The organism is Adhaeribacter terreus (assembly GCF_042657365.1).
GTDB classification, from domain to species: Bacteria; Bacteroidota; Bacteroidia; order Cytophagales; family Hymenobacteraceae; genus Adhaeribacter_A; species Adhaeribacter_A terreus.
Window position 1 is genome coordinate 258,112 of sequence record NZ_JBHSKT010000007.1, and the last position, 21,945, is coordinate 280,056.

General features: G+C 41.0%; 20 protein-coding genes. 7 read left to right on the forward strand and 13 right to left on the reverse strand.

Annotation, left to right across the window (positions count from 1 at the left end):
• Positions 1 to 4 precede the first annotated feature (4 nt).
• The 7 genes from ACFPIB_RS13190 to ACFPIB_RS13220 form a co-directional block, all read right to left on the reverse strand.
• On the reverse strand, positions 5 to 1,159 hold the full coding sequence (locus ACFPIB_RS13190) for a glycosyltransferase family 4 protein (protein ID WP_378017927.1): 1,155 nt from the start codon (positions 1,157 to 1,159) through the stop codon (positions 5 to 7).
• A 99-nt stretch (positions 1,160 to 1,258) separates the two neighbouring features.
• Complete coding sequence (locus tag ACFPIB_RS13195; RefSeq protein WP_378017928.1) at positions 1,259 to 2,200, reverse strand: glycosyltransferase family 2 protein; 942 nt, start codon at positions 2,198 to 2,200, stop codon at positions 1,259 to 1,261.
• Between the two features lie 49 nt (positions 2,201 to 2,249).
• On the reverse strand, positions 2,250 to 3,446 hold the full coding sequence (locus ACFPIB_RS13200) for a hypothetical protein (RefSeq protein ID WP_378017929.1): 1,197 nt from the start codon (positions 3,444 to 3,446) through the stop codon (positions 2,250 to 2,252).
• The gene (locus ACFPIB_RS13205; protein WP_378017930.1) at positions 3,439 to 4,908 is read right to left on the reverse strand and encodes an oligosaccharide flippase family protein; all 1,470 of its coding nucleotides are present in this window, start codon (positions 4,906 to 4,908) and stop codon (positions 3,439 to 3,441) included. The genes ACFPIB_RS13200 and ACFPIB_RS13205 overlap by 8 nt, the downstream gene beginning before the upstream one ends.
• A gap of 92 nt (positions 4,909 to 5,000) precedes the next feature.
• A complete protein-coding gene (locus ACFPIB_RS13210) occupies positions 5,001 to 7,307 on the reverse strand; it encodes a GumC family protein (RefSeq protein ID WP_378017931.1) in 2,307 nt (768 codons plus the stop codon).
• Between the two features lie 121 nt (positions 7,308 to 7,428).
• The gene (locus ACFPIB_RS13215) at positions 7,429 to 8,214 is read right to left on the reverse strand and encodes a polysaccharide biosynthesis/export family protein (RefSeq protein WP_378017932.1); all 786 of its coding nucleotides are present in this window, start codon (positions 8,212 to 8,214) and stop codon (positions 7,429 to 7,431) included.
• A gap of 253 nt (positions 8,215 to 8,467) precedes the next feature.
• Positions 8,468 to 9,793 carry a sensor histidine kinase gene (locus tag ACFPIB_RS13220; RefSeq protein WP_378017933.1) on the reverse strand — a complete coding sequence of 442 codons (1,326 nt, stop codon included), beginning with the start codon at positions 9,791 to 9,793 and terminating at the stop codon, positions 8,468 to 8,470.
• A gap of 250 nt (positions 9,794 to 10,043) precedes the next feature.
• Between ACFPIB_RS13220 and ACFPIB_RS13225 the strand changes: the two genes are divergently transcribed.
• Together ACFPIB_RS13225 and ACFPIB_RS13230 are read left to right on the forward strand one after the other, a co-directional pair.
• On the forward strand, positions 10,044 to 10,520 hold the full coding sequence (locus ACFPIB_RS13225; RefSeq protein ID WP_378017934.1) for a DUF4112 domain-containing protein: 477 nt from the start codon (positions 10,044 to 10,046) through the stop codon (positions 10,518 to 10,520).
• Between the two features lie 103 nt (positions 10,521 to 10,623).
• Complete coding sequence (locus tag ACFPIB_RS13230) at positions 10,624 to 12,075, forward strand: DNA integrity scanning protein DisA nucleotide-binding domain protein (protein WP_378017935.1); 1,452 nt, start codon at positions 10,624 to 10,626, stop codon at positions 12,073 to 12,075.
• Between the two features lie 81 nt (positions 12,076 to 12,156).
• Here ACFPIB_RS13230 and ACFPIB_RS13235 read toward each other — a convergent pair whose 3' ends face one another.
• Positions 12,157 to 12,318 carry a DUF3606 domain-containing protein gene (locus tag ACFPIB_RS13235; RefSeq protein WP_378017936.1) on the reverse strand — a complete coding sequence of 54 codons (162 nt, stop codon included), beginning with the start codon at positions 12,316 to 12,318 and terminating at the stop codon, positions 12,157 to 12,159.
• 135 nt (positions 12,319 to 12,453) lie between these two features.
• On the opposite strand from ACFPIB_RS13235, the gene ACFPIB_RS13240 reads away from it, so the two are divergent.
• A complete protein-coding gene (locus ACFPIB_RS13240; protein WP_378017937.1) occupies positions 12,454 to 13,155 on the forward strand; it encodes a TIGR02117 family protein in 702 nt (233 codons plus the stop codon).
• Between the two features lie 121 nt (positions 13,156 to 13,276).
• Here ACFPIB_RS13240 and ACFPIB_RS13245 read toward each other — a convergent pair whose 3' ends face one another.
• From ACFPIB_RS13245 to ACFPIB_RS13260, 4 genes are all read right to left on the reverse strand, one after another.
• The gene (locus tag ACFPIB_RS13245; protein WP_378017938.1) at positions 13,277 to 13,939 is read right to left on the reverse strand and encodes a carboxypeptidase-like regulatory domain-containing protein; all 663 of its coding nucleotides are present in this window, start codon (positions 13,937 to 13,939) and stop codon (positions 13,277 to 13,279) included.
• Positions 13,940 to 14,083: 144 nt separating this feature from the next.
• Positions 14,084 to 14,755: a hypothetical protein gene (locus tag ACFPIB_RS13250; RefSeq protein ID WP_378017939.1), complete on the reverse strand. Its 672-nt coding sequence runs from the start codon at positions 14,753 to 14,755 to the stop codon at positions 14,084 to 14,086.
• 112 nt (positions 14,756 to 14,867) lie between these two features.
• Positions 14,868 to 15,095: a hypothetical protein gene (locus ACFPIB_RS13255; RefSeq protein ID WP_378017940.1), complete on the reverse strand. Its 228-nt coding sequence runs from the start codon at positions 15,093 to 15,095 to the stop codon at positions 14,868 to 14,870.
• Positions 15,096 to 15,182: 87 nt separating this feature from the next.
• On the reverse strand, positions 15,183 to 16,415 hold the full coding sequence (locus ACFPIB_RS13260; protein ID WP_378017941.1) for a metallophosphoesterase: 1,233 nt from the start codon (positions 16,413 to 16,415) through the stop codon (positions 15,183 to 15,185).
• 123 nt (positions 16,416 to 16,538) lie between these two features.
• On the opposite strand from ACFPIB_RS13260, the gene radC reads away from it, so the two are divergent.
• The 4 genes from radC (at position 16,539) to pheT (ending at position 20,996) form a co-directional block, all read left to right on the forward strand.
• A complete protein-coding gene (gene radC, locus ACFPIB_RS13265) occupies positions 16,539 to 17,258 on the forward strand; it encodes a RadC family protein (protein WP_378017942.1) in 720 nt (239 codons plus the stop codon).
• Between the two features lie 107 nt (positions 17,259 to 17,365).
• Complete coding sequence (locus ACFPIB_RS13270) at positions 17,366 to 17,986, forward strand: DUF1684 domain-containing protein (RefSeq protein ID WP_378017943.1); 621 nt, start codon at positions 17,366 to 17,368, stop codon at positions 17,984 to 17,986.
• A gap of 128 nt (positions 17,987 to 18,114) precedes the next feature.
• A complete protein-coding gene (locus ACFPIB_RS13275) occupies positions 18,115 to 18,405 on the forward strand; it encodes a GIY-YIG nuclease family protein (protein WP_378017944.1) in 291 nt (96 codons plus the stop codon).
• A 176-nt stretch (positions 18,406 to 18,581) separates the two neighbouring features.
• Positions 18,582 to 20,996, forward strand: a complete 2,415-nt coding sequence (gene pheT, locus ACFPIB_RS13280; protein WP_378017945.1) for a phenylalanine--tRNA ligase subunit beta — start codon at positions 18,582 to 18,584, stop codon at positions 20,994 to 20,996.
• 120 nt (positions 20,997 to 21,116) lie between these two features.
• Here pheT and ACFPIB_RS13285 read toward each other — a convergent pair whose 3' ends face one another.
• Entirely contained in the window at positions 21,117 to 21,656 is a 540-nt protein-coding gene (locus ACFPIB_RS13285; protein ID WP_378017946.1) for a hypothetical protein, read from the reverse strand.
• Positions 21,657 to 21,945: the final 289 nt, after the last annotated feature.

Sequence of the window (21,945 nt, forward strand, 5' to 3'; positions counted from 1 at the left end):
AGTATTAGCAATATATAGCTGCTAAACTATTTTTATCAATTTTATGATTTGAGTTATTACTCTTTCTTATTTCAGATACCATTATTTTTTCTAAGTGAGTATTTGTAATCATCTTTTCACAAGCTTTGGTTAAGGAATCAACTTTAAAATCAGTTAAGATTCCTGTTTTACCATTTTCAATGTATTCCGGTAAACCACCAACATTGCTTGCTATAATGGGCGTTTCAAGTGCAAGTGATGTCATTACCACACCACTTTGTGTAGCATCTTTATATGGGCAAACAATTGTTAAAGATTCAGAAATGATTTTTGCAACCGCTTCAGTCGATAAATGCGTTAGGAAAAATTTTATATTTGGGTTTTTAGCAAGCTCAGAAAAACTATCCAAATTAAAAGAATTTGTTGCCTGGCCAGCAATTATAAATTTTTGAGAAGGATATTTTTGACTTAATGATTTTATCGATTCAATAAATAAATCTATCCCTTTATAATTTGATAGCCTTCCAATAAAAGTAATGTATTGCTTTTTATAATTTTTGTCCTTTAAATAGTAAGTATAGATTTTATAAGGTTTCAACTTTACTTGAATACATGGAACTTTATTACCATATATATTAAAAAATAATTTTTGGCTGAATTCAGAGAAAGTGATAAATTTTACGGCCTTCTTATAGAATAGGGCTCTGGCAAGTAAAAATTTCTTATTGCGTTCCCCTGAATGTTGTACAGGATCATGCACATTGATTATCAATTTGTTTTTTTTCTTTAAAAGAAAAGTCAGTGGAATTAATCTGATGGATACATCATCAAAATGAATAAAGTCAGGCTGAAGCTTTTTTATAAAAGTGAAAAGTTGAAAAGACTTTTTGAATGAAGACCAATGCAGGCTCTTGGGGTTTTGATGCACAAAAAATTGAAATGAATTACAACCTTGCATATAAGGAATAAATGCGGCGTAATCAAAGTTGTTCATTAATTGATTTGGCAGGAAAAATGTGCCGGTATGTGGTAAATCTTCTAAATTTAAAATATTCTGATTTTTTGAGTGAGGGTCAATCTCAATTAGAACATCCAGAATATAATTTTGCTTTACTTGATTTATATATTCCAATGCTGCGTCGAGAAAGCAAACTTTTGTAATAAAAAGGATCTTCTCCATAATTGTTTAGTTGCTTGTTATATATTAAAGTAATTTTTCAAATAGGCTTATAGAAAATAGCCAATCTGTATTTCACTTAGTTTTTTAATTGTTAAATCTTTAATTATATAATTGCTTTAGCGTAGAAGTTGCCAAGTCTCTGATAGACAATTCGTATTTGGTTTTAAACCTGATCCAGTTCAATAAATTTGTTCTTAAGTCTTTTTTTAAGGAGTCTTTAATAATGGCGTTTTTTTTATTTCTAATGTATTTATTAATCTTTTCCTTTAATTCTGATTTAATCGTTCTATCTACTTCGTTTATCGGTTCATTCTTTAGAAAATCATTAAACCATCTTTCTTCCATAATTGCAGCCTGCATTTTAAGAAAGGGATTCCCAGTTGAGGAAATAGTATATCTTGATTGTCGATAATTAAATACTGGATTGTTGGTGTGGGCAATTCCTCTTTTTCCACATGCGATATATGCGGTAATATCATCAGAAGCCCAAGCTAACGGTAAATAATAGAAGCCATTGTTTTCTTTTAAAGTTTTCGTTTTGTATACAAAGTCTGAAATATATTGTAACCTATGCCCACTTATTCTATGCCAAATATTGTCATAAACAGTCTCAAACTCCGGCCATGAGGGGGTAAGACTAAAGGCTTTTGAGTTTTCATCGATTATTTTTGACCTGCAATGGTAAACATCCAGGTTTGGAAATTTTTCAATCAATTTAACGAATTCATCAAGATATATAGGTTCCATTAAATCATCATCACCCATAATAATAAAATAATCACCTGTTGCAATTTGTAGGCATTTATTCCAGTTTAATACCAATTTTTCTGCTCCTACATTAATTTCATTGTTCAAATATATTAATCTGTCATCCTTAATTTGCTGTACTATCTCACCAATTGGGTTAGGTGAGCAATCATTGAGTATTATTAATTCAAAATTTTTATAATTTTGGTTTAAAATGCTTTTGATGCAATCTAATAAGTATATTGATTTGTAGGCTGGAATTGCTATTGAAAATTTAATCTTTTCGGGTTCCATTTAATTTCAAATGTTTTATAAGCCTATTAAAAAAAAATTGATTTACTATTTAAGAATTAATTATAACTGGTTCTTTTATAGAATTAATATTGATTTGATAAATACTTAATACTATAATTGTAGTTATTAAAAAGTTTGAATGATATAAATATGAGGAGGTGAGCGATGTAGCCATAATAAACCATAAATAATATTTTAAATAATAATAATTTTGAGGCAATTCAACTTTGAAACTTTTGATAAAAATAATTACATAAGCCAGAACTGCTAAAATTCCAAATAAAGTATAAACAGCAATAAGGCCTACATCAGTTAAATAGTAACCCATACCATGGAGTCCTGATTCGTAAGCTCCATATTTTGAATTCCCCCATGGTACTCCATTTCCGAAAATCTGGCTTATTATATTAGGAGAGTATTCTGAGAGGAAGTAATTAGCTGCTTGTATTCTAATATAATTTGATCCCAATTCTTCAGTTTGCTTTTGAGTTTCTAATAACCCTTTAACCAATTCATTTTCAGAATTTAGAATAGAAACTGAGCAAATTAAAATAATAGACGTTATGAATATTTTTTGGACAAGACTCTTACTTCTTAAAAAATGAAAAGCAGTTACTATAAATATGGTAGCTATATTTTGCCTGGTAACTTGTAAAACTGTTACTAATAAACAGATTAAGAAAAAAGCTATCCAAATACCTTTATACTTGATTGAATCAGTTATTTTGGTTAACGCTATAAATGCCGATAAAAAAAATACTCCTCCTCCTGGAAAGTCAATCCGAATGATTCCTCTGTCAAGTTTAAATTCATCTTTGAATCCAAATAGTACGGTATTAGAGTTTATAAATTGATAGTAGTATAATCCTATGTAAAGAATTCCATAGAAGATAATTATCTTTTCAACTGATTGAATTTTTATTTTATTATTAACTAAATAGAAGAATAAGACCCAAATTAAATAAGGTAAAGTACTTTTTAATGTATCGAAAATAGATTGGTCCCATACATTATAAGCCATTAAAATTGAGGTAGAAATGGCAAATAGCATCAATTTTATCGGAGTAATAAATTGCCCCTTTGTTATAAAAATGTATTTGAAAGAAATAAGTAAGGCTATAAGGGTTAATACTGATTTTGTTAATTGGATAAATTCTTTGGAGATAAATTTTGCTTCAAAAAAGTTTATTGAAATGGGTATTAATAAAAATAAAAATATTAACTCTAGTTTAGTCTTACTAAGCATTTATTTTAGGTTTCATTTTAACGCCTGTTTTCAGTGGGATTTTAAAGTATCTGTTGTAATTTTCAATAAGTAATTCATTTTTAAGGTAAAGTGATTGGCTAATTGTAAAATAAATAATACAAAAAAATGCTGAAATTAGTAAGGCGAGGTAATCGTTATTTATATTTTCTTTTATTATAAAACATATTGGTAAATATGGAACTGCTAATATCAAGTGCTTGGAAATTAACTTTAGCGGTATTCGGATTTTTGTTCTTTTTAAACAGAATACTAATAGAATTAATGTTACAATAGACTCTGATACAAGTAGCACAAGTGCAGTCCCAGCCTCTTTTAAATCTGATACAAAAATTAAATTAAACGAAACTCCTACTAAAGCTCCAATACTTGCCGTTATTAACAGTTCCTTATCTTTTTTAAAGGAAATCAATATTTGGTTTGAAAGTATTTGTGCAAAGCCAATTATAAACAATAAAGGTAATAGTATTCTAAGGCAAATTATTGATCCTTCATAACCTGGGCCGGTTATAATTCTTATTATTTGAGGGGTTAGAAGTATTCCGGAGAATATAATTGGAAAACTTAATGTAGAAATAAAATTTACTGATTTTTCAATTAATTGTTCAAACTTTGCCAAACTGTTTTCAATTGCCAATTTTGACAATTTAGGGATCAACACTTCGTTTAGAGCTGTGAAGATACCTAAAATTATTGTGTATATTTTTAGAGATGTTGTATAAGCTCCTACAGAATTGTTGTTTGTTACAAGCCCTAAGTAAGTTATATTAAATGTTGTGTACAAGCTTGTTATTATTATGTATGAACCTAATGTTATTATTGATTTTAAATGCTGTTTTAGTTCTAAATTCTTAATTTTTAATTTAATTAATTTCGTTGAATAGGTAAAATTCGAAATTGCATTTAAGATTAATATACCACAGGTTAGTCCAAAGTAGATATTAATATCTGTAGGACTTTTAACTAATAAGAATATTGAAATTGAATATAAAACTTTTATTAAAATGGACCGAATGGTTATATATTTAAAATTTTCAAGTCCGCGATAAAGCCATTCAATTAGAAATATGTTGAATATTAATTTTGACGCCCCTATCAAATATAATATTTGGTTTTCTTTAAATTTATCAAACGAAAAAATTATTACTAAGTAGATAATTAAAAATATTAGTGTTAGAATTATATGAATTATGAATAATTCTGAAAATATCTTGTTTAGATTATTTTGATCTTCTTTGTTTTTAGAAATTTCTCTTACACCGGTAATTGTTAACCCTAGTGTACTTAAGAGTATAAAATAATTTATAATATTGTCAACAAAATTTACCAAACCTATTTTTTCGACACCAAATATTCTTGAGATGTATGGGAAAATAATTAATGGCATTAAGTATTGAGAAACTAATATGAGGCTATTAAATACAAAATTTCTTTTTACACTCATTTTTATAAATTCACTATTGATTTTAATAGTTAATAATTCAATTTATATCTTACTATTTTCGTCTCATTAATTAAAGGTTAATTTACTGTTTCTTAATTATAATATCCATAACCATAACTATATCCATAACCGTATTTACCGCCATGCTTTACTGCATTAAACACCAAATTCAGATTCTGGAATTTCTGCTCTTTGTATAAGGCATCTATCTGTTTTAAAGAACTCCTGTGTGTAAAATTATGTCTCACCAGGAACAGGGTTGCATCAGCGTGTTGTCCTAAGACCTGGGCATCTGTTACCATTCCTACCGGTGGAGCATCTACTACAATGTAATCAAACTGTTCTTTTAATTCCTGGAAGAGTTCAGATAAACGACCATTAACCAGTAGTTCTACCGGATTTGGAGGAATTGGACCGCAGGTGATCACGTAGTAGTTTTCCTGCCCGGAAACGGGGCGTAGAATTTCATGTAAACCAGCTTTCCCGATCAGGTAGCTACTAATACCCGTTGTATTCGGAATTTCCAAACCTGCATGTAGTTTTGGTTTCCGCATATCCATTTCCAGGATCACCGTTCTTTTATCCGTCATCGCTAAACTGGCGCCTAAATTCAGGGAAACAAAAGATTTGCCTTCGCCGCTGATGCTGGAAGTGAACAGGATGGTTTGCACGCCTTTGCCTGGTGCCAGGAATGACAAGTTGGTACGTAAACCGCGGATCTGTTCGGCAATTACGCTGCGGCTTTGGTGGTTGATTACTATCGCTTCTTCCTGATCGCCTAATGAGATATCGGCCAGGATCGGGGCCTGGGTTGCTTTTTTGATTTCCTGCTTGTTTTTCACCTTGTCGTTCAACAGGTCGATGAGGTAAATAAAACCGAACGGAATGCCTAAGCCGGCCAAAGCAAATAAAAGGAAAATATTGCGTTTTACCGGTTTTACCGGTTTGTTGCTGCTGCGGGCTTCATCGATGGTGCGGCTGTCGGAAACGGCGGAGGCATAGGCCAGGGCAGTTTCTTCGCGTTTCTGCAACAGGAAGATGTAAAGGTTATTTTTGATAGCCTGCTGGCGCGAAATATCGAGTAAGGCGCGTTCCTTGCCGGGCACCGTGCGGATCAGGCTTTCCATTTTGGCGTTCTGGCGTTCCAGTTGCTGGCGGGTAATGGCCAGGCTTTTCCGGAAGGTCTGGATGTTTTCGTTCAGGCTCTTTTTCAGGTTGCTGATCTGATCTTCGATCGCGATCATCATCGGGTTGTCGGCCTTTACCAGTTTGCTGGTTTGTACTCGTTTTGCTTCCAGTTCAGCCAGCTGATCTAATAAGCCTAATAGTACCGGGTCGCTCAGGCCTAAAGTTGCGGGCACGGTGCCAGCTTTATTTTCCTTGTTGCGTACATATTGTTCGATGCTGTTCAGTACACCTTGCTGGATCTTTACCTGGTTTAGTTGCGCATCGTTTTCCTTCACGCTTTCCAGGAATAGTTTCGATTCTGCACTGATATCAGTGATGCCTTCGCGGGATTTGAATTCTTCTACGTTCTTTTCTACTTCAGTCAGGTCTTTAGAGATCAGGGCTAAACGTTCGTCGATGAAAACGAGGGTATTGGCGGCTACTTTGTTTTTATCTTCCAGGCCGGCAGCGTTGTAAACTTCGATCAGTTTGTTCAGGATATCCTTGCCTTTTTCCTGCACCGGGCTTTCCAGGCTCAGCATCAGTACCGACGACATTTTTGAGCTGGTTTCTACTTTCAGATTTTCCAGATAGCCTTCTACCAAGGCTTGAATTGGCGAAAGATGAACCGAAAGTTCTTTCATTTCCGGGTTGTTTCCGGTAAGGGCAATTTTGAAAGTTCCGGATTCCGTTTGTACTTCCTGGTTTACCGGATAAGATTTCCCGTTGATTTCGATGGAATTCTTGTTCAGGATCTTTACTTCCAAAGGTTCTTCGTAGGCCAGGTCGTTGGCTTTTATTACTTCCAGATGGATAGGGGAGGTCTGGCCGTATAATTCAATGTCTTTGAACTGGTCGGAGGTGAAATATTGTATGTTCAGGTTCAGGTTGGTTACTACCTTTTCCATGAGCGTGAAAGACTTCAGGATCTCGATCTCGTTATCTACCACTTTGTTGGAAGAGAAGATGTCGAGCTGTTTCATCAGGTCATCCTGGCCCAGGTTGTTCTTGTTGTCTTTTATCAGGAGGCTGCTGGTGATCTTGTATTGCGGGTTCTGGGTTTTCAGGTAGAAGAAAGCCGCAGCCAAAGCAAGGGTAAGCGAAAGAGCAAACCATTTCCAGTAGGCCAGGTACTTGTAAACCAGTTCTTTCAGATTGATCTCGTTTTCTTCTTCCTGCGGAAAATAGAAAGGGTTTACAGGAATGTTGGTTCGGGAAGTAGTATTGTTCATCTGAAAATATTATGGCGCCTGTTTATCTTATCTGCTACTGGTTTTCCGGAAGCTTCGGGGCAAACAAGGTGTAACTGAAATAAGTTTAATAGGCGGTAACTTAATTGTGAATTAATTCCGGCTATCTTAAAAATGCGGTTAGAATTACCGCTACAATGCTCAAACCGCTTAAAACAACCGGGGCTAGCTGCACGGCGCGGTCGGTGGAGGTAATGCGGCCAGCGGTGGGTTCAACATAGATCACATCGTTGGCATGCAGGTAGTAATAAGGCGAATTGAAGAAATCGCGTTTGGTAAGATCCACTCGGTTAAAAGCGCGTTTGCCTTCCGTTTCCCGGATCACCAGGATGTTGCTGCGTTTGCCATAAATGGTCAGGTCGCCTGCCAAGCCCAAGGCTTCTGGGAGCGTGATGGTTTCGTTCGGAATGGTGTAAACCGACGGGCGGGTAACTTCACCCAAAACTGAAACCTTAAAGTTGATGATGCGTATGTTGACGGTTGGTTGCTGCAGGTACTTATCCAGATTTTGAGTAACCAGGGTGGCTGCTTCTTTGGTTGTTAACCCTGCCAGCTTTAATTTGCCAACCAGAGGTAAGGTAATATTGCCTTCTTCATCTATCAGGAAACCGGTGGCCGGTGATGGGGCATTCGTTTGTGTAGTTTGCTGAACTGAAGTTGCTCCATACATGTGGTAGGGATTGAACATGGCACTTGCTTCGGGGCTCAGGCTACTTACGTGAATAGAAAGTATGTCGCCGGACTGAAGTTTCCGGATGAATTTTTCCTGAACGGCAATTTGAGCGGAGTCTTTGCTTATATCATCTGGCTGAAAGTAAGTAACTTCTTTCTGGCTGACGCAGGAAGTTGCCAGTGCTATGATCAGTAGCACGGGGAAGAATAATTTCATATTAACCGGTAAAGGAATTCACTTTGTTTTGCCGCAAAGGTAAGTAATTTATTGGCTTAATTATACTAAATAAGGTGTTTTTAACAAGGAGTATGAAAACAGGAGCTTTAAGTATATTAGCGCGCAACCTTCAGTTTTTCTTCTGAAATCCCTACCGTTTTACTTAAATAAGTTCAGAAGGAGCAGGAAACATAGTTTTTGAGCACAAAACCCTACCGTTTTTTTAGTGAGATTTTGCTGCCTGGAAACAGAACTAAATAGCTGGCAACGTTATGGCAAAAGTAGTACCGGCATTTTCGGCGCTTTCTACTTTTATGCTGCCGCCGTGCTGCGATACGAGTTGTTGGGTAATGCTTAAGCCAAGTCCAGTAGAATCTTCGCCTTGCAGGCCTTTACGGCGCGCCTGCGAAAAACGCTGAAATAAATAAGGGTGCAAATTTTGCGGTATTCCAATGCCGTCGTCGGAAATGTACAGGAGCAACTCTTTATTTTTGCGGGCCAGATTTATGGTGATCTGACCGTTTTCGAAGGTGAATTTTACAGCGTTCGCCAGCAAATTATCGAGTACGCGGCTGAAACGTTCTTTATTCAGATTGGCGTAAAGGGGAGCATGGGGTTTAATGAAGTTTATTTCCCGCAGATCTTTTACCTGCGTTTTCCATTTGGTGCAAATCTCTTCCAGAAACGCATTTATGTCCGTTTTTTCGGTAAGGAAACTGGTTTCATTTTCATAGCGGGCAGATTCGAGCAGGTCGTTTATTAAACTGCGGGAGGTGCGGCATTGCGAAAGTACGAGTTCAAAATATTGTTCCTGTTTCTCCGGGGGTAATTTTTGTTTGCGTAATAAGTTTATCAGCGCTTCGATGCTGGCAAATGGGCTGAGAAGATCGTGCGCAACTACGCCCAGAATATCGGATTTGGCCTGACTGATGTCCTGAATCTCAGCGTTTTTCTTTTCAATTTCCTGAAGCTGCATGAAATGGTTGGCCCTGAAACTGTAAAATAATCGCGCGGCTACGTAAAAGAACGATAGTAGAAAAACCGAAAGGATGTAGTTCTGGATCTGGTCGTTAGGGCCGAGCTGCAAGGTTTGCATACCCAAAATAAATGCCGCTTCAATAAGGAAAATGAAAAGCAGGTGTTGCCTGAATTCGAAATTCCAGAGTACGGCTACGGCGGTTAAGCCAAGCAGGTATAACGTGAGGGAGCTTTTCGGGCTTTCGAGTTGCACCAGCGTAACGGCAAGGCAACTAAGTGTATAGAAAAAGCTGAATGCAAAGCTGAGAAGCTGAATGTGGTTTTTGGGATTAATGAATGTCAGTTTTTGAAAAGGCAAAAAGCTGCCTGCGAAGATAAAACCGCAGATAACTGCCAGCAGCAGGTTCACCTGGGCGTAAAACGGATTGTTAGCGTCTAATGATTCGTAACCGAAAAGCAGGTTGAGGGCTACTAAAATGGTAGAAATGGAGCCAACAATACCCGCCGAAATTCGGGTGGCTTTGAGGTTTTGCGGGCTGTAGTAAGCTTTAAAAGCCGGAACAGAGCTAACGGGTACTGTGCTGAAAAAGTAAAACTTCATCCGAAAACAGCTTTTAAGAATTCTAATATATCTAAAAAGATTGTAATTTGAAAGCGATCCGGCGGTTTTTTCGTGAGAATTTGTTTTGGTATGGTTAGCATTGAAAACACGGAAAAGGGCTGAGTTTTTGGGAGAAAAAGCATAGCGTTTTCCTGAAGGGAAATGAAAAACAGGGTTGGAAATATGTGGCCTTTGCAAACCTTTTGGCGTAAAACCGTAAGCAGAAAAATGAATAAACAAACTGCTATATATGTCTGCTTCTGACGATGCAAAAAAGCTGCGGTGGGTGGAAAGTGTTTCGCGTTTAATGGATAGCCAGTTTCGCTTGCCGGGCACGAATTTTCGTTTTGGGCTGGACCCGATCCTGGGGCTGGTGCCTTTTCTGGGCGATGTTTCTACATTTGCGGTTTCCGGAGCGTTGGTATTAACCATGGCACGCCACGGCGCCAGCCGAAACCTGATCATCCGGATGGTGGTGAACATTATTCTGGATCTGGTTATTGGCAGTATTCCGATTCTGGGCGCGCTTTTCGATTTTGGTTACAAAGCCAACGACCGCAATGTACGGATGCTGAAAGCGCATTATCACGAGGGTAAATATCAGGGTTCGGGCGCCGGTTTTCTGACCATAATTATTATCATTATGGTGCTGGCTTTTGCGTTGGTAATGTATGGGCTTGCCAAACTGATCGGCTGGCTTTACGAATATGCGCAAGATCTCTGGTAATCCGTTTAATAAATGCAGCTGAATGTTTCAGAAATTAATATCTTACTTTTTTGCCTTGAAAGCCTACCGTTTTTCTCTCCTGATATTCTAATTTTTTGCGCAGATGTGGCATAACCAAACCTTATTCCGGGTGTCGGCGCAACTGGCTGCCGAGGGCATTTTTTCGGGCCTTGACCGCAACCTGAAGCCGGAAGTTTCGATCGCTGCTTTCGGGCAGACCGGGAAAAAAGGAAATTACACGCTCATTCTGGATCCTTCGGAAATTAATTTCGATTTCGAACATTTTCAGCCCTTTATTTTTCAGGTTGCCAAATTTGAAAAAGAGGAAGCCGAACGCTATAAAGACAGCGGCCATTTAAGTGAAAATGAACGCCACGAACGCATTGTGCAGCAGCAGTTGCTCCGAAAAAACCTGCAGGTTTTGCTGAATGAGCTGAACCTGGAAAAGGAAAGCAACCGTCTTTCTTTTTGTGCCTGCCCGGTTTGGATAAACGATATGCTGGTGTTTGTAACGCTGCATTTCGACCGGAATATTTTTCTTTCGCATTATGTATTGCCGCCGGTTCCGGAAAGACAGACCCACACACCGGCTATTTCTTTTCTGGATGCCACCGTTACGGAATTTCTGAACGACTGCGTTAAAGCCTTGCACGAAACCGAATTTGCCTCCGGGAAAAGTATTCTGGACCGCGATTACAGCGAAGTTTTGCGCGCCGCAGGAAAGCGTTTCATGTATACTCCAGCCGGTTCGAGCCATGGTTTGTTCGATGCCTGCAACGCCATTTCAGCTTTAAAATATGAAGGTTCGGAAGGTGTTGGTTCTATGCTTTTGGCCAAACGAAATCACCCGGAAATTTACCAGTTACTTACCCTCGATACTCCCGTACCGCTGCGCGACTACCGCTCGGTTCGCAAACTGCTTGAATTGGCGGAAGGAAATATTCGCCTGCTTTCGGATGCAGTAAATGTTTACGGATTGGGAAGTCTGAAGCCGGGCCACGATTTCAGCAAAGCCGAAGTGTTTATGATCAATTTCACGAAGCACTATACCTGGGAATTTATGCATGCTGGCCATGTGATGATAAAAGTGGCGTATGGTGTGCCAAATTTACCAAAAGGTCAGCTTGGAGAGCAGAAGTTTCGCCGTGATCTGGGACTGACTTTTCCGGACTTAGCTGAAGAAAATGCGCAGAAACTCTGGCTGCTGATGCACGAAGTAACCAAACTGCGCCACGGAACTATTGTAGTGATCTCGGAAGGAGCCGCGGAAGAAGCAAAAAGACTGGAAAAGCAGAGTTTTAAAGTTTCGCCCATGGCCATGGCACCGAGTTTCATCCGGCAACTAACCCAGATAGACGGCGCCATGCTGCTCGATACAGAAGGTCGTTGCCACGCAATTGGATTGATATTGGATGGTTTGGCTTCGGAAAACGGTGATGCAGCGCGTGGCGCGCGGTACAATTCGGCTATCCGTTATATAGAAACGAGTTCGCATAATTGCTTGGCGGTAGTGGTTTCGGAAGATGGCCTGATAAACCTGATCCGGAAGCCCTGAATTCTCAAACGATTTTCCCTGGTTTTTATTGTATTTTAAAGTGATATTTTTGCAAGGGTTGCAAATAATTTTCTGCTGAACCTACCGGGCAAGTTCGCGGCGTACAGCGGTTACACAGGCGCCTACTTTTCTAACGGCACGGCGTAATTCTTCTTTGCTACATTGTAATTGCTGGGTCCAGTAGCGTATTTCGTGGTTCAGTTCCAGACTGATGCGGTTGTTTTCTTCTCGTAAGTTTTGCATGGTTTCCAAAAGTTTGCTTTCTTAGTTTTTATGGCAATTTCAATGCCATTTTTTAGCGCAGTTTTTTGTAATTTTTATGGATTCAGCTCTTTTAATATTTCGGGGTTACCTTGCAGGGCTTCCCGTATAAAAAGCATGAAAACTGCATTCGTGAAAATAGCCCGTTGGGTTGCGGGATTTGGAGCTTTTTTGCTGGGTTTTACTTTGCTTTACTGCAGCCTGATCGTTTTTTTCGGGCTTATACCGGTAAACATTAGTTTTGCGCAGGCAGAAAAAGGAATTCAGGTCTTTGTAATAGATAACGGCGTACACACCGATTTAGTGTTACCGGCCAGCACCAACACCATAGATTGGCGCGAACATTTGCGTTTAAAAGATTATCCCGGCGCCGATTCTACATTCACGCATTTTGGTTTTGGCTGGGGCAACCGCCGCTTTTACATGGAAACCCCCGAATGGAGCGACCTGAATTTAGATATAGCTTTGTCGGCGGCTTTGGGAATTGGCAAAAGCGCTATGCACGTTTATTATTTTGCAGCAGCTCCCAAACCCGGTAAAAACGAAATTGAACTGCACCTTACGGAAGAACAATACGCCAAACTGGTGCAATACATTTTCAATACCTTTCAGCGGGATGAAAACGGTAGGTTTTTACTGATAAAAAATAAAGGCTATACCCGCACCGATAATTTTTACGAAGCAAACGGCCGTTTCTCGCTCATAAAAACCTGCAATGGCTGGACCAATACTGCCCTGAAAAAAGCCGGAATAGAAACAGTTTTCTGGGCGCCGCTACCGCATTTAATGATGCGTAAACTGCGTAGGTTAGATCAATAAATTTACCCGAAATATTTGCTTGATTACTGTAATTGAAACTTCAAACAAAATTATCTGCATTGCAGTTTTGGTGAAAAAAACGGTAGCGTTTTTGCCTTAAAAAGTCAGCAAGCAGCAAAGCTTAACGGCGGCGGTAATAAAAGTAATCCTGCTTAAAAGGTTTGTTGCGGTCCAGGAAAAGCTGGTCGTATTCCGTTTGTTTTTTCTGAGCTACAGAATCGCGTTTGGCTTTCTGAATTTCGGCCATTTTCTGTCGTTCTTTTCCTTCCCGCGAATATTTTTCATACAGAAATGAAGCCGGGTTTTCGAAAGCAGTTGCCTGCACCGGGGTAGTTTCTTTTTCCTCGAAAAGTGGTTTTGGCGGCGGCGGCGCCTTGGTTGGGTCTGGTTCTGGCTCGCGTTTCATATTGCGCAACGCGCGGTTAATTTTTTCCGCCGATGGCCGTGAAGTAATTTCTACTTCCTGCAGCTCCTGGCTTTTTTCCGCAAGCAAAATTTTAAGGTTGGGTTGCAAAGCAGTTTTGGAAACCAAATAGGTAGCGTTTTTAAAACCAACCGAGCTAAAAGTGATGGTGTCCCCGGGTTTTGCTTTTAATTTAAAGCTGCCATCGGCCAGGGTGGTAGTGCCGCTGCGGCTGGGGCGTGCAATGAGCGTGACGCTGGCCAGCGGTTTGTTGGTTTCCGCTTGAAGAACACGGCCGCTTACCACAACCCATTCCGATTGGGTTTGGGCCCAACCAAGGCTTCCGGAAATAAGAAAGATCAGCAAAAATAAAAACCGCATACGCAAATGTAAGATTTAAGCTACAGGCACCCAACGCCATACTGCATACTTTTTTTGGTTCGGGACCATATCGTTTTGCTTTCAGACAAGAAAAAAGCCCCGGCGTTTAAACCAGGGCTTTTCTGAAACGGGAAAAACAAACAATTATTTTTCCTTGGTGCTCATTTTCGTAGTACCATCTTTATCGGTTTTGATCACCGTTTTGGAGGTTGGCGTATTTATTTTGGTTTTGCTATCGCCGTCGGCTTCCGTTTTTATCTTGGTTTGCGAATCGCCGGATTCAATTTCGGTTTTCGTATCGCCATCTTTTTCCGTTTTGGTTTTTATTCTGGCATCTGAAGCCTGGTCCATACTACCCATAGAATTGGAGCTGGCCGTATCAAAGCCCGGGCTTGGCATATCTGTTTCTTCAAAACCGCCATAATAAGTAGTGCGGTTGGTTTCGTAAACTTTATATTGTTCCGGCTTTAAGATCCGCTGAAATTCCTGGTCGGCTTCCAGATCGATCTCGCGCATTTCAGCGTACATTCCGGTGGTGTCGGCGGTATATTTACCGCGGGCAACGTTGCGGCGTTTGGCACGGGTATAATATACATTGCTTACCTGGCTTTGCATAGCCGTATCGGTATCGAATTTCAGATCGCGGGCCATCTGGCTTGTTACATCTTTGGCCCGTTCGCGGTACATGGCTTCTTCATCAACAGATCCGGTATTTTCGGTTACCACGGCGGTATCTGTCTCTTTTTTTTCGGTTTTGTTACACGCAGCGAAGGCAAACATCCCTGCACCCAGCAACATTAAAAAGGATTTTTTCATAGTTCAAAAGATTAAAAAATAGTGAAATTTAAGCCGCCTGAAGATGCTTGTTCGGCGGCGGAAATTTTAAAAAACGGTATGCTTTTACGGTAAAAAACTCCCGAAGGCAAAATTAGCGGTTCGGGTCTGCTTCTTCGGCCGCCTGATTCATACGGGTATGTTCTTCCATATTTACAGTGCTGGAATCCTGGCCGGAAGTTCCCTTATTGTCAACATCCAGCACGTTTTGATCATTTTGCGCATCTGAATTGGCATTTACATCTGATTTGGGCGTATCTTGCTGGCAAGCCTGAAATGCAAACAAGGCGGCCGTACCAAAGATGGTCAATAGTTTTTTCATAGTTTTAGTTTGCGGTTTAGAAACCTGAAAATTATAGCGCTACTTACGCAAACTATATAGTTAAAGTTGTATTTTTTGGGTATTCGCTTAACTACGCTGCAGTTCAAAAACCGTAATTTCCGGCCGGAAACCCACTCTGCCCGGGTAACCTAGGAAACCAAGCCCCACGTTTACGTACAAATATTGTGGCCCTTTCTGGTACAAGCCACTCCATTGTTTATAAACATATTGCACCGGGCTCCATTTAAAAAAAGGCAGATCTATACCAAACTGCATGCCGTGCGTGTGCCCCGAAAGCGTGAGGTGAATATCCGGGAATTTCGTGTTCACTTCTCCATCCCAATGGCTGGGGTCATGTGAGAGCAGAATTTTAAACGGAATATCTTCTACCCCCTGGTGCGCTTTATAAAGTTTGCCATACTTCGGAAAACCGGCCCGGTTCCCCCAATTCTCCACACCTAAAATGGCGATTCGGTCTGTTTCCCTTTCCAGTTTTACGTTGGTATTCATTAATAAATGCCAGCCCATGCGCGCGTGTGCGTGTTTCAGGCGTTCCAGGTTTTCAATTTTCGCGGAGCGGGTTTGCCAACTTACATAATCGCCGTAATCATGATTGCCTAAAACGGAAAATACGCCCATTTTGCCTTTCAGCTCGCTTAAAACTGGAATATAAGGCTGTACTTCGTCGGCTATATTGTTTACCAAGTCGCCGGTGAAAAAAATAACGTCGGGTTCTTGCGCATTTATCAGTTTTACGGCCCTTTTCAAGGGCTTTTCATTTGTAAAACTCCCGGTATGCAGGTCAGAAATTTGCACCATTTTAAAGCCATGAAAAGCAACCGGCAGGTCAGGGAAATGCAGGGCAACTCTTTTTACCTTGTAATGAAAAGCGCCGTGCGCAATGCCATAAATAAATGCCGAAAGTGGCACAGTACCCATAATTAATGCAATGATGCTCCATATTTTATTCCGGGGAATGGCATGATCATTTTCGGCTGAAAAATATTGCAGAAGCAACTGCATAAACCGCCAGATATCTTCCAGAAATAAGAAAAATATTACCACCAGTTTCGACGCTAAAACAATAAAAAGTACTGTAGCCCAGTACTTTTGGAAAGGAGTAGGCGGTGTGCGGCGCGATAAAATTGCCAGGGCCAGCGTAACAAACGTAATGATGTACCAAAACCAATAGAGCCGGGAAATTACCATTTGCCAGAATCCGCTCAGATGCTGCGTAGCCGTAAGAATAGCCTGGAAAACGTACAGATCTACCAGGAAAACCAGCAATCCGGCCAGGAAAATAAAGATCAGTTTTTGCATGTGGTTTTTATACAGCTCTGGAATTCTTACTACTTACGCGGGCTTTTTCAGCCGGTTGAGCCGCTTCTTGAACTATTTTGAGTTTGCAAACATTAGGTGCTTCAATAAAAACGCTATTGTTTTATGACTGAAAACCTGTTACAAGCAACGAACTATATTCCAACCCTCGGTATAAAAAGCTGGGCCGAAGACGACCGTCCAAGAGAAAAGCTGTTACTAAAAGGCCGCTCCGCACTTTCCGATGCCGAATTGATAGCGATTTTGATTGGTTCCGGTACCGCCAAACTTACGGCCGTAGATGTTGGAAAGCTGATTATGAGCGCCGTAGGCAACGACCTGAATGCACTGGCTAAACTTTCTATAAAAGACTTAAGGAAGATAAAAGGCATCGGCGAAGCGAAAGCCATAACCATTGTGAGCGCGCTGGAGTTAGGCCGGAGAAGAAAAGAAACTGCTGCTGCCGCCAAAACCACCATTACCTGCAGCGCCGATATTTATAACTACATAAAACCAAATTTGCTCGATCTGCCCCACGAAGAATTCTGGATCATTCTGCTGAACCGTTCCAATGTAGTCATGAAAAAGATCCAGATCAGCAGTGGTGGCGTAGCCGGAACAGTGGCCGATCCGAAGATCATTTTCAGTCAGGCTTTGGAACACAAGTGCAGTTCGCTTATTCTGGTGCACAATCACCCAAGTGGCAACACCAAACCCAGCGCCGCCGATATCACGCTCACCAAAAAAGCCAAAGAAGCCGGTTTGCTGTTAGACATGCCGGTGCTGGATCATATTATTTTTACCGAAAATGATTACTACAGCTTTGCCGATGAAGGCTTGTTGTAAAGAAGCAGAAGGAAAAGAATCTTAACAAAAGTAGCGCAGAGTTTAAAGCCTGCGCTACTTTTGTTTTAGAAACGTATCTTTGCTTAAATTCTTAAACTGAAAACGGTATGCGTTTAAGCTTAAAAACCTGGATCATCTTGCTCGGCCTTGGCATAATTGCCGTTTATTTCCTCAGCGACCTAATCTTCAACAATAGTCAGTATTTAGAAACCATTCACCTGGAGCGGAAAACCAAAAACCGTGAATTCAAAGGACGTAATTCCCCTTTAACCGAACCGGAACGCCCAAGTTTCGATAGCTTAGATTACTTCGCTCCAAACCCGGAATACAAGTTCCTGGCCGATCTGGAAGTATACGAAAACCCGGAAACCTACCCGATGCAAATGACCGGCGGCGAACCGGAACAATACTTTAAATTCGGCAAAGCAACTTTCGAATTGGAAGGCAAACCATACAGTTTAACGCTATTCAAAAAAGTTAAAGAAGAAGGCCAGCCGAAGCTTTTCGTACCCTTCACCGATAAAACCAACGGCTTCGAAACCTACGGCGGCGGCCGTTTCATTGATCTGCCAATGCCCGGAACCAACGCTGCCGGCATTGAGATCGATTTCAATAAAGCATACAACCCGTTCTGCGCTTATAATTCCGAATACAACTGCCCGGTACCGCCGCAGGAAAACCGGCTTCAGATCAAAATTCCGGTAGGCGAAAAGACTTTCCATAAATAGGAGAGAAGTTTTGCGCCGAAATAGCTAATTTCGCAGGTTAATTTAGTAATTGGATTACATTATAACGTCATCCTGAGCGCAGCGAAGGACCTCGTTGGCGACCAGCAGAAACCTTAACTATTAGCAAGATGAAAGGATTGCATTTTTTTGTTTACATCCTTACGAACCCTAATAAAACGGTTTTATATACAGGTGTTACCAATGACCTTGAAATCCGCTTAGCTCAACACTATCAAAATCGAGGAGACAAAAGTAGCTTTACAGGTAAATACCATTGCTATAAACTATTGTATTTCGAAACCTTTCCCGGAATTGAACAGGCAATAGCAAGGGAAAAAGAAATTAAAGGCTGGACCAGGGCAAAAAAGGAAGCATTAATTGCAAGCACAAACCCCAATTGGGAATTTTTAAAAGTGTAAATGCTTTTAGTAAATTTTTCTGCTGCTGGCCGACAAGGTCCTTCGCTAGCGCTCAGGATGACGCAAAAAAGTAAAATGACCCAATAAATTTAAATAGAAGTCCGACTAAAAACGCTATCCTTTTAGCCCAAAAAAGTCGAACCTCGAAAAAACGAACATCGAAAAATCGTAACAAAATGCTGATATCATACGAGTGGCTTAAACAATTCATTTCTACCGATAAACCTGCTGAAGAAATTGGCACTTTGCTGACCGGTGCGGGCCTGGAGGTAGAAGGAATCGAACAATACGACCGCGTTAAAGGTGGTTTGCAGGGAATTGTAATTGGCGAAGTGCTGACCTGCGAAAAACACCCGGATGCCGATAAACTGAGCATTACTACGGTAAACATCGGCGAGGCCGAACCGTCGCAAATTGTGTGCGGCGCGCCGAACGTGGCAGCTGGGCAGAAAGTGGTAGTAGCAACTGTCGGAGCCGAATTATTCCCGGCTTCCGGCGAACCGTTCAAAATTAAGAAATCGAAAATTCGCGGCGCGGCTTCCGAAGGGATGATCTGCGCGGAAGATGAAATTGGTTTGGGAACGTCGCACGCGGGCATTATGGTGCTCGATACGAATTTGCCAAACGGTACGCCGGCGGCGCATTACTTTGGGCTGCAATCCGATAGCGTTTTCGAAATTGGCTTAACCCCGAACCGGGCCGATGCGGCTTCGCATTTCGGCGTGGCCCGCGACCTGCAGGCTTTGCTGAAAGTGCACGCAAATCTGCCGAATATCAGCGCCTTCCACGTGAAAAATAATTCGGCTCCAATCGAAGTAGAAGTAAGAAACCCGGAAGCCTGTCCGAGATATGCGGGCGTAAGCATCAGCGGGGTAAAAGTAGGAGAGAGCCCGGAGTGGTTGCAGCACCGTTTGAAAAGTATTGGCTTGTCGCCGATAAACAACGTGGTGGATGCAACCAATTACGTGCTGCACGAATTGGGCCAACCGATGCACGCCTTCGATGCCGATAAAATTGCCGGTAAAAAGATAATCGTGCAGGAAGCTACCGAAGGCGAAACGTTTGTGACCTTAGACGGTGTGGAACGCAAACTGCGCGCTACCGACCTGATGATCTGCAACGCCGAAGAACCGATGGTAATTGCGGGCGTTTTCGGCGGTAAAAAAGCGGGCGTAACCGAAGAAACCACCAATATTTTCCTGGAGTCGGCGTATTTCCAGCCGGAACATATTCGGAAAACGGCGCAGGGCCACGGCATTAAAACCGATTCTTCGTTCCGGTACGAACGCGGCACCGATCCGCATATGGTCATTTTCGCCCTGAAACGCGCGGCGCTCATTATCCAGGAGATTGCCGGCGGCGAGGTAACTTCCGAAATTGTGGACGTGTATCCGCAGCCGATCGAGAACTTTAAAATTGCGCTGAACATCGACCGCGTACACCGCTTAATTGGCCAGTACATCGGCGTGGAGCGCATCAAAAGCATTCTCACGGACCTGAATATTTTAATTGAAGGCGAATCGGAAAGCCACCTGCAACTGAGCGTGCCGCCGCACAAAGTAGACGTGAAACGCGAAGCCGATGTGGTGGAAGAAATCCTGCGCATTTACGGCTTCAACCACGTAGAACTGAAACCGAATTTGTCGGCGAGTTTCCTGGCGCAATTCCCGCACCCGGACCCGGAAGTGCTGAAAAGCACCATTTCGAACCAGCTTTCGAGCCAGGGTTTCCACGAGATTATGACCAACTCCCTCACCGATTCGAAGTACTACGAAAACGGTACCGAAAACCGCGACGAAAGTCTGGTGCGCATTCTGAACTACAATTCCGAAGACCTGGACGTGATGCGCAAAACGCTGGTTTATTCCGGCCTCGAAACGCTGCGCCGCAACATTAACCGGAAGCAGAAAGACCTTAAAATGTACGAGTTCGGGAAAATTTACTGGCAGGAAAACGGCAAATACAAAGAGCAGACGCAGCTGGTTTTATTCGCCACCGGCAACACCGCCGCCGAAACCTGGCGCCAGCCTTCCGCCAAAACTTCGTTCTACGAACTGGCCGAAACGGTACAACATTTACTCATAAAACTCAACGCCCGCAACTTCAGCACCAAGCCAACCGAACACGCGTATTTATCCGATGGCATTACTTACCTGAAGAACGACGTAACCGTGGCGCACATCGGGCTGGTGAACGCCGCCGTAGCCAAGCAAGCCGACGTGAAAGAACCGGTTTGGTACGCCGAACTAAACTGGGAATATTTAACCCGCAACTACAAAGACAACGCCGTTTTCGAAGAGCTGCCGAAGTTCCCGGAAGTGCGCCGCGACCTTTCTCTGGTGCTGGATAAAACGGTAAGCTTTGAGCAGGTAAAACAGATTGCCGAACGCACCGAACGCAAACTCCTCCAGGACATCAACGTGTTCGACGTGTACGAAGGCGACAAAATTGAAGCCGGTAAAAAAGCTATCGCCATCAGCTTCACGCTCCTGGACAAACAGCAAACCCTCACCGACAAAACCATCGAAAGCACAATGAGCCGCCTGATGCAGCAGTTCGAAAAGCAGCTCGGAGCGGTAATTAGGAAGTAAGGTTGAAAGGCTTGAAATGAAAAATGGTTAAACTGCGAAAGCGGTTTAACCATTTTTTTTGTTTGGTTCGAAAATTAAATGAAAAATTATTTATTTCTATTGGCAAGTAATAATTTGAGATTAAGATTTCTCATCAAATATTAATGCTTCAAAATAAGAATCAATTTTGTTCTTTGGGGAATCAAATGTTTCTTTCAAACTTTCATTAGTTAATATTTTATTAAAGATTGATCTTAAAATATTGTCAATACTTGTAGATAATTCTCCTAACAAGTCTATTTGTTTTTGCTCTAAACAGTCACCGTGTGTTAATTTGCTTCTTACGGAATACGCTTTTTTTATAGTCTTAAATGTTTCTATTTTATTAAATTCATTTGCCATAAAAAATGCTACGCGTTCAGAGAGTTTATGAGATAATTCAGCGCTATCAGTTGAGAATAAAGTTTCAAAGGCGGAACAATAATTGGAAATTTTGTATGCTAAGTTTCTAGCTTCCCGGGCTTGTTTAACAAAAAGTAATGCTCTTCCAATTCGACTAAAATTTTTATTTAGCATAAAATAAACAGAGCCTGAGCTTTTGCCATATAAGTAGCTCTCGATTTTATCGTGAAACCCAATAAAGTTATCGATTTCTTCTTTAGTGAAATCAACTTCGGCCATATTTCCATTTGATTTGGTAAATTGATACTGAAGTCTTAACGAGGATGCCTCAGTTTTACCATTCATTCTATGTATTAAGAAAGCAGTATCACAAACGATTGAATTATCTTTTATAAGCCAAGAGTTTTTTAAAATATCATCAACCCAAATCAATATATTTTCTTAGAAACTGTTTTAAAAGTGAATTAGCGGGATAAAAAAAGTACCCACTTTGGTTAAGAAAGTTATTCGACCAACTATTCAAAACCTCGGTGAGTACCCATCAAAAGAAAGAAAAACGGAAGAGATA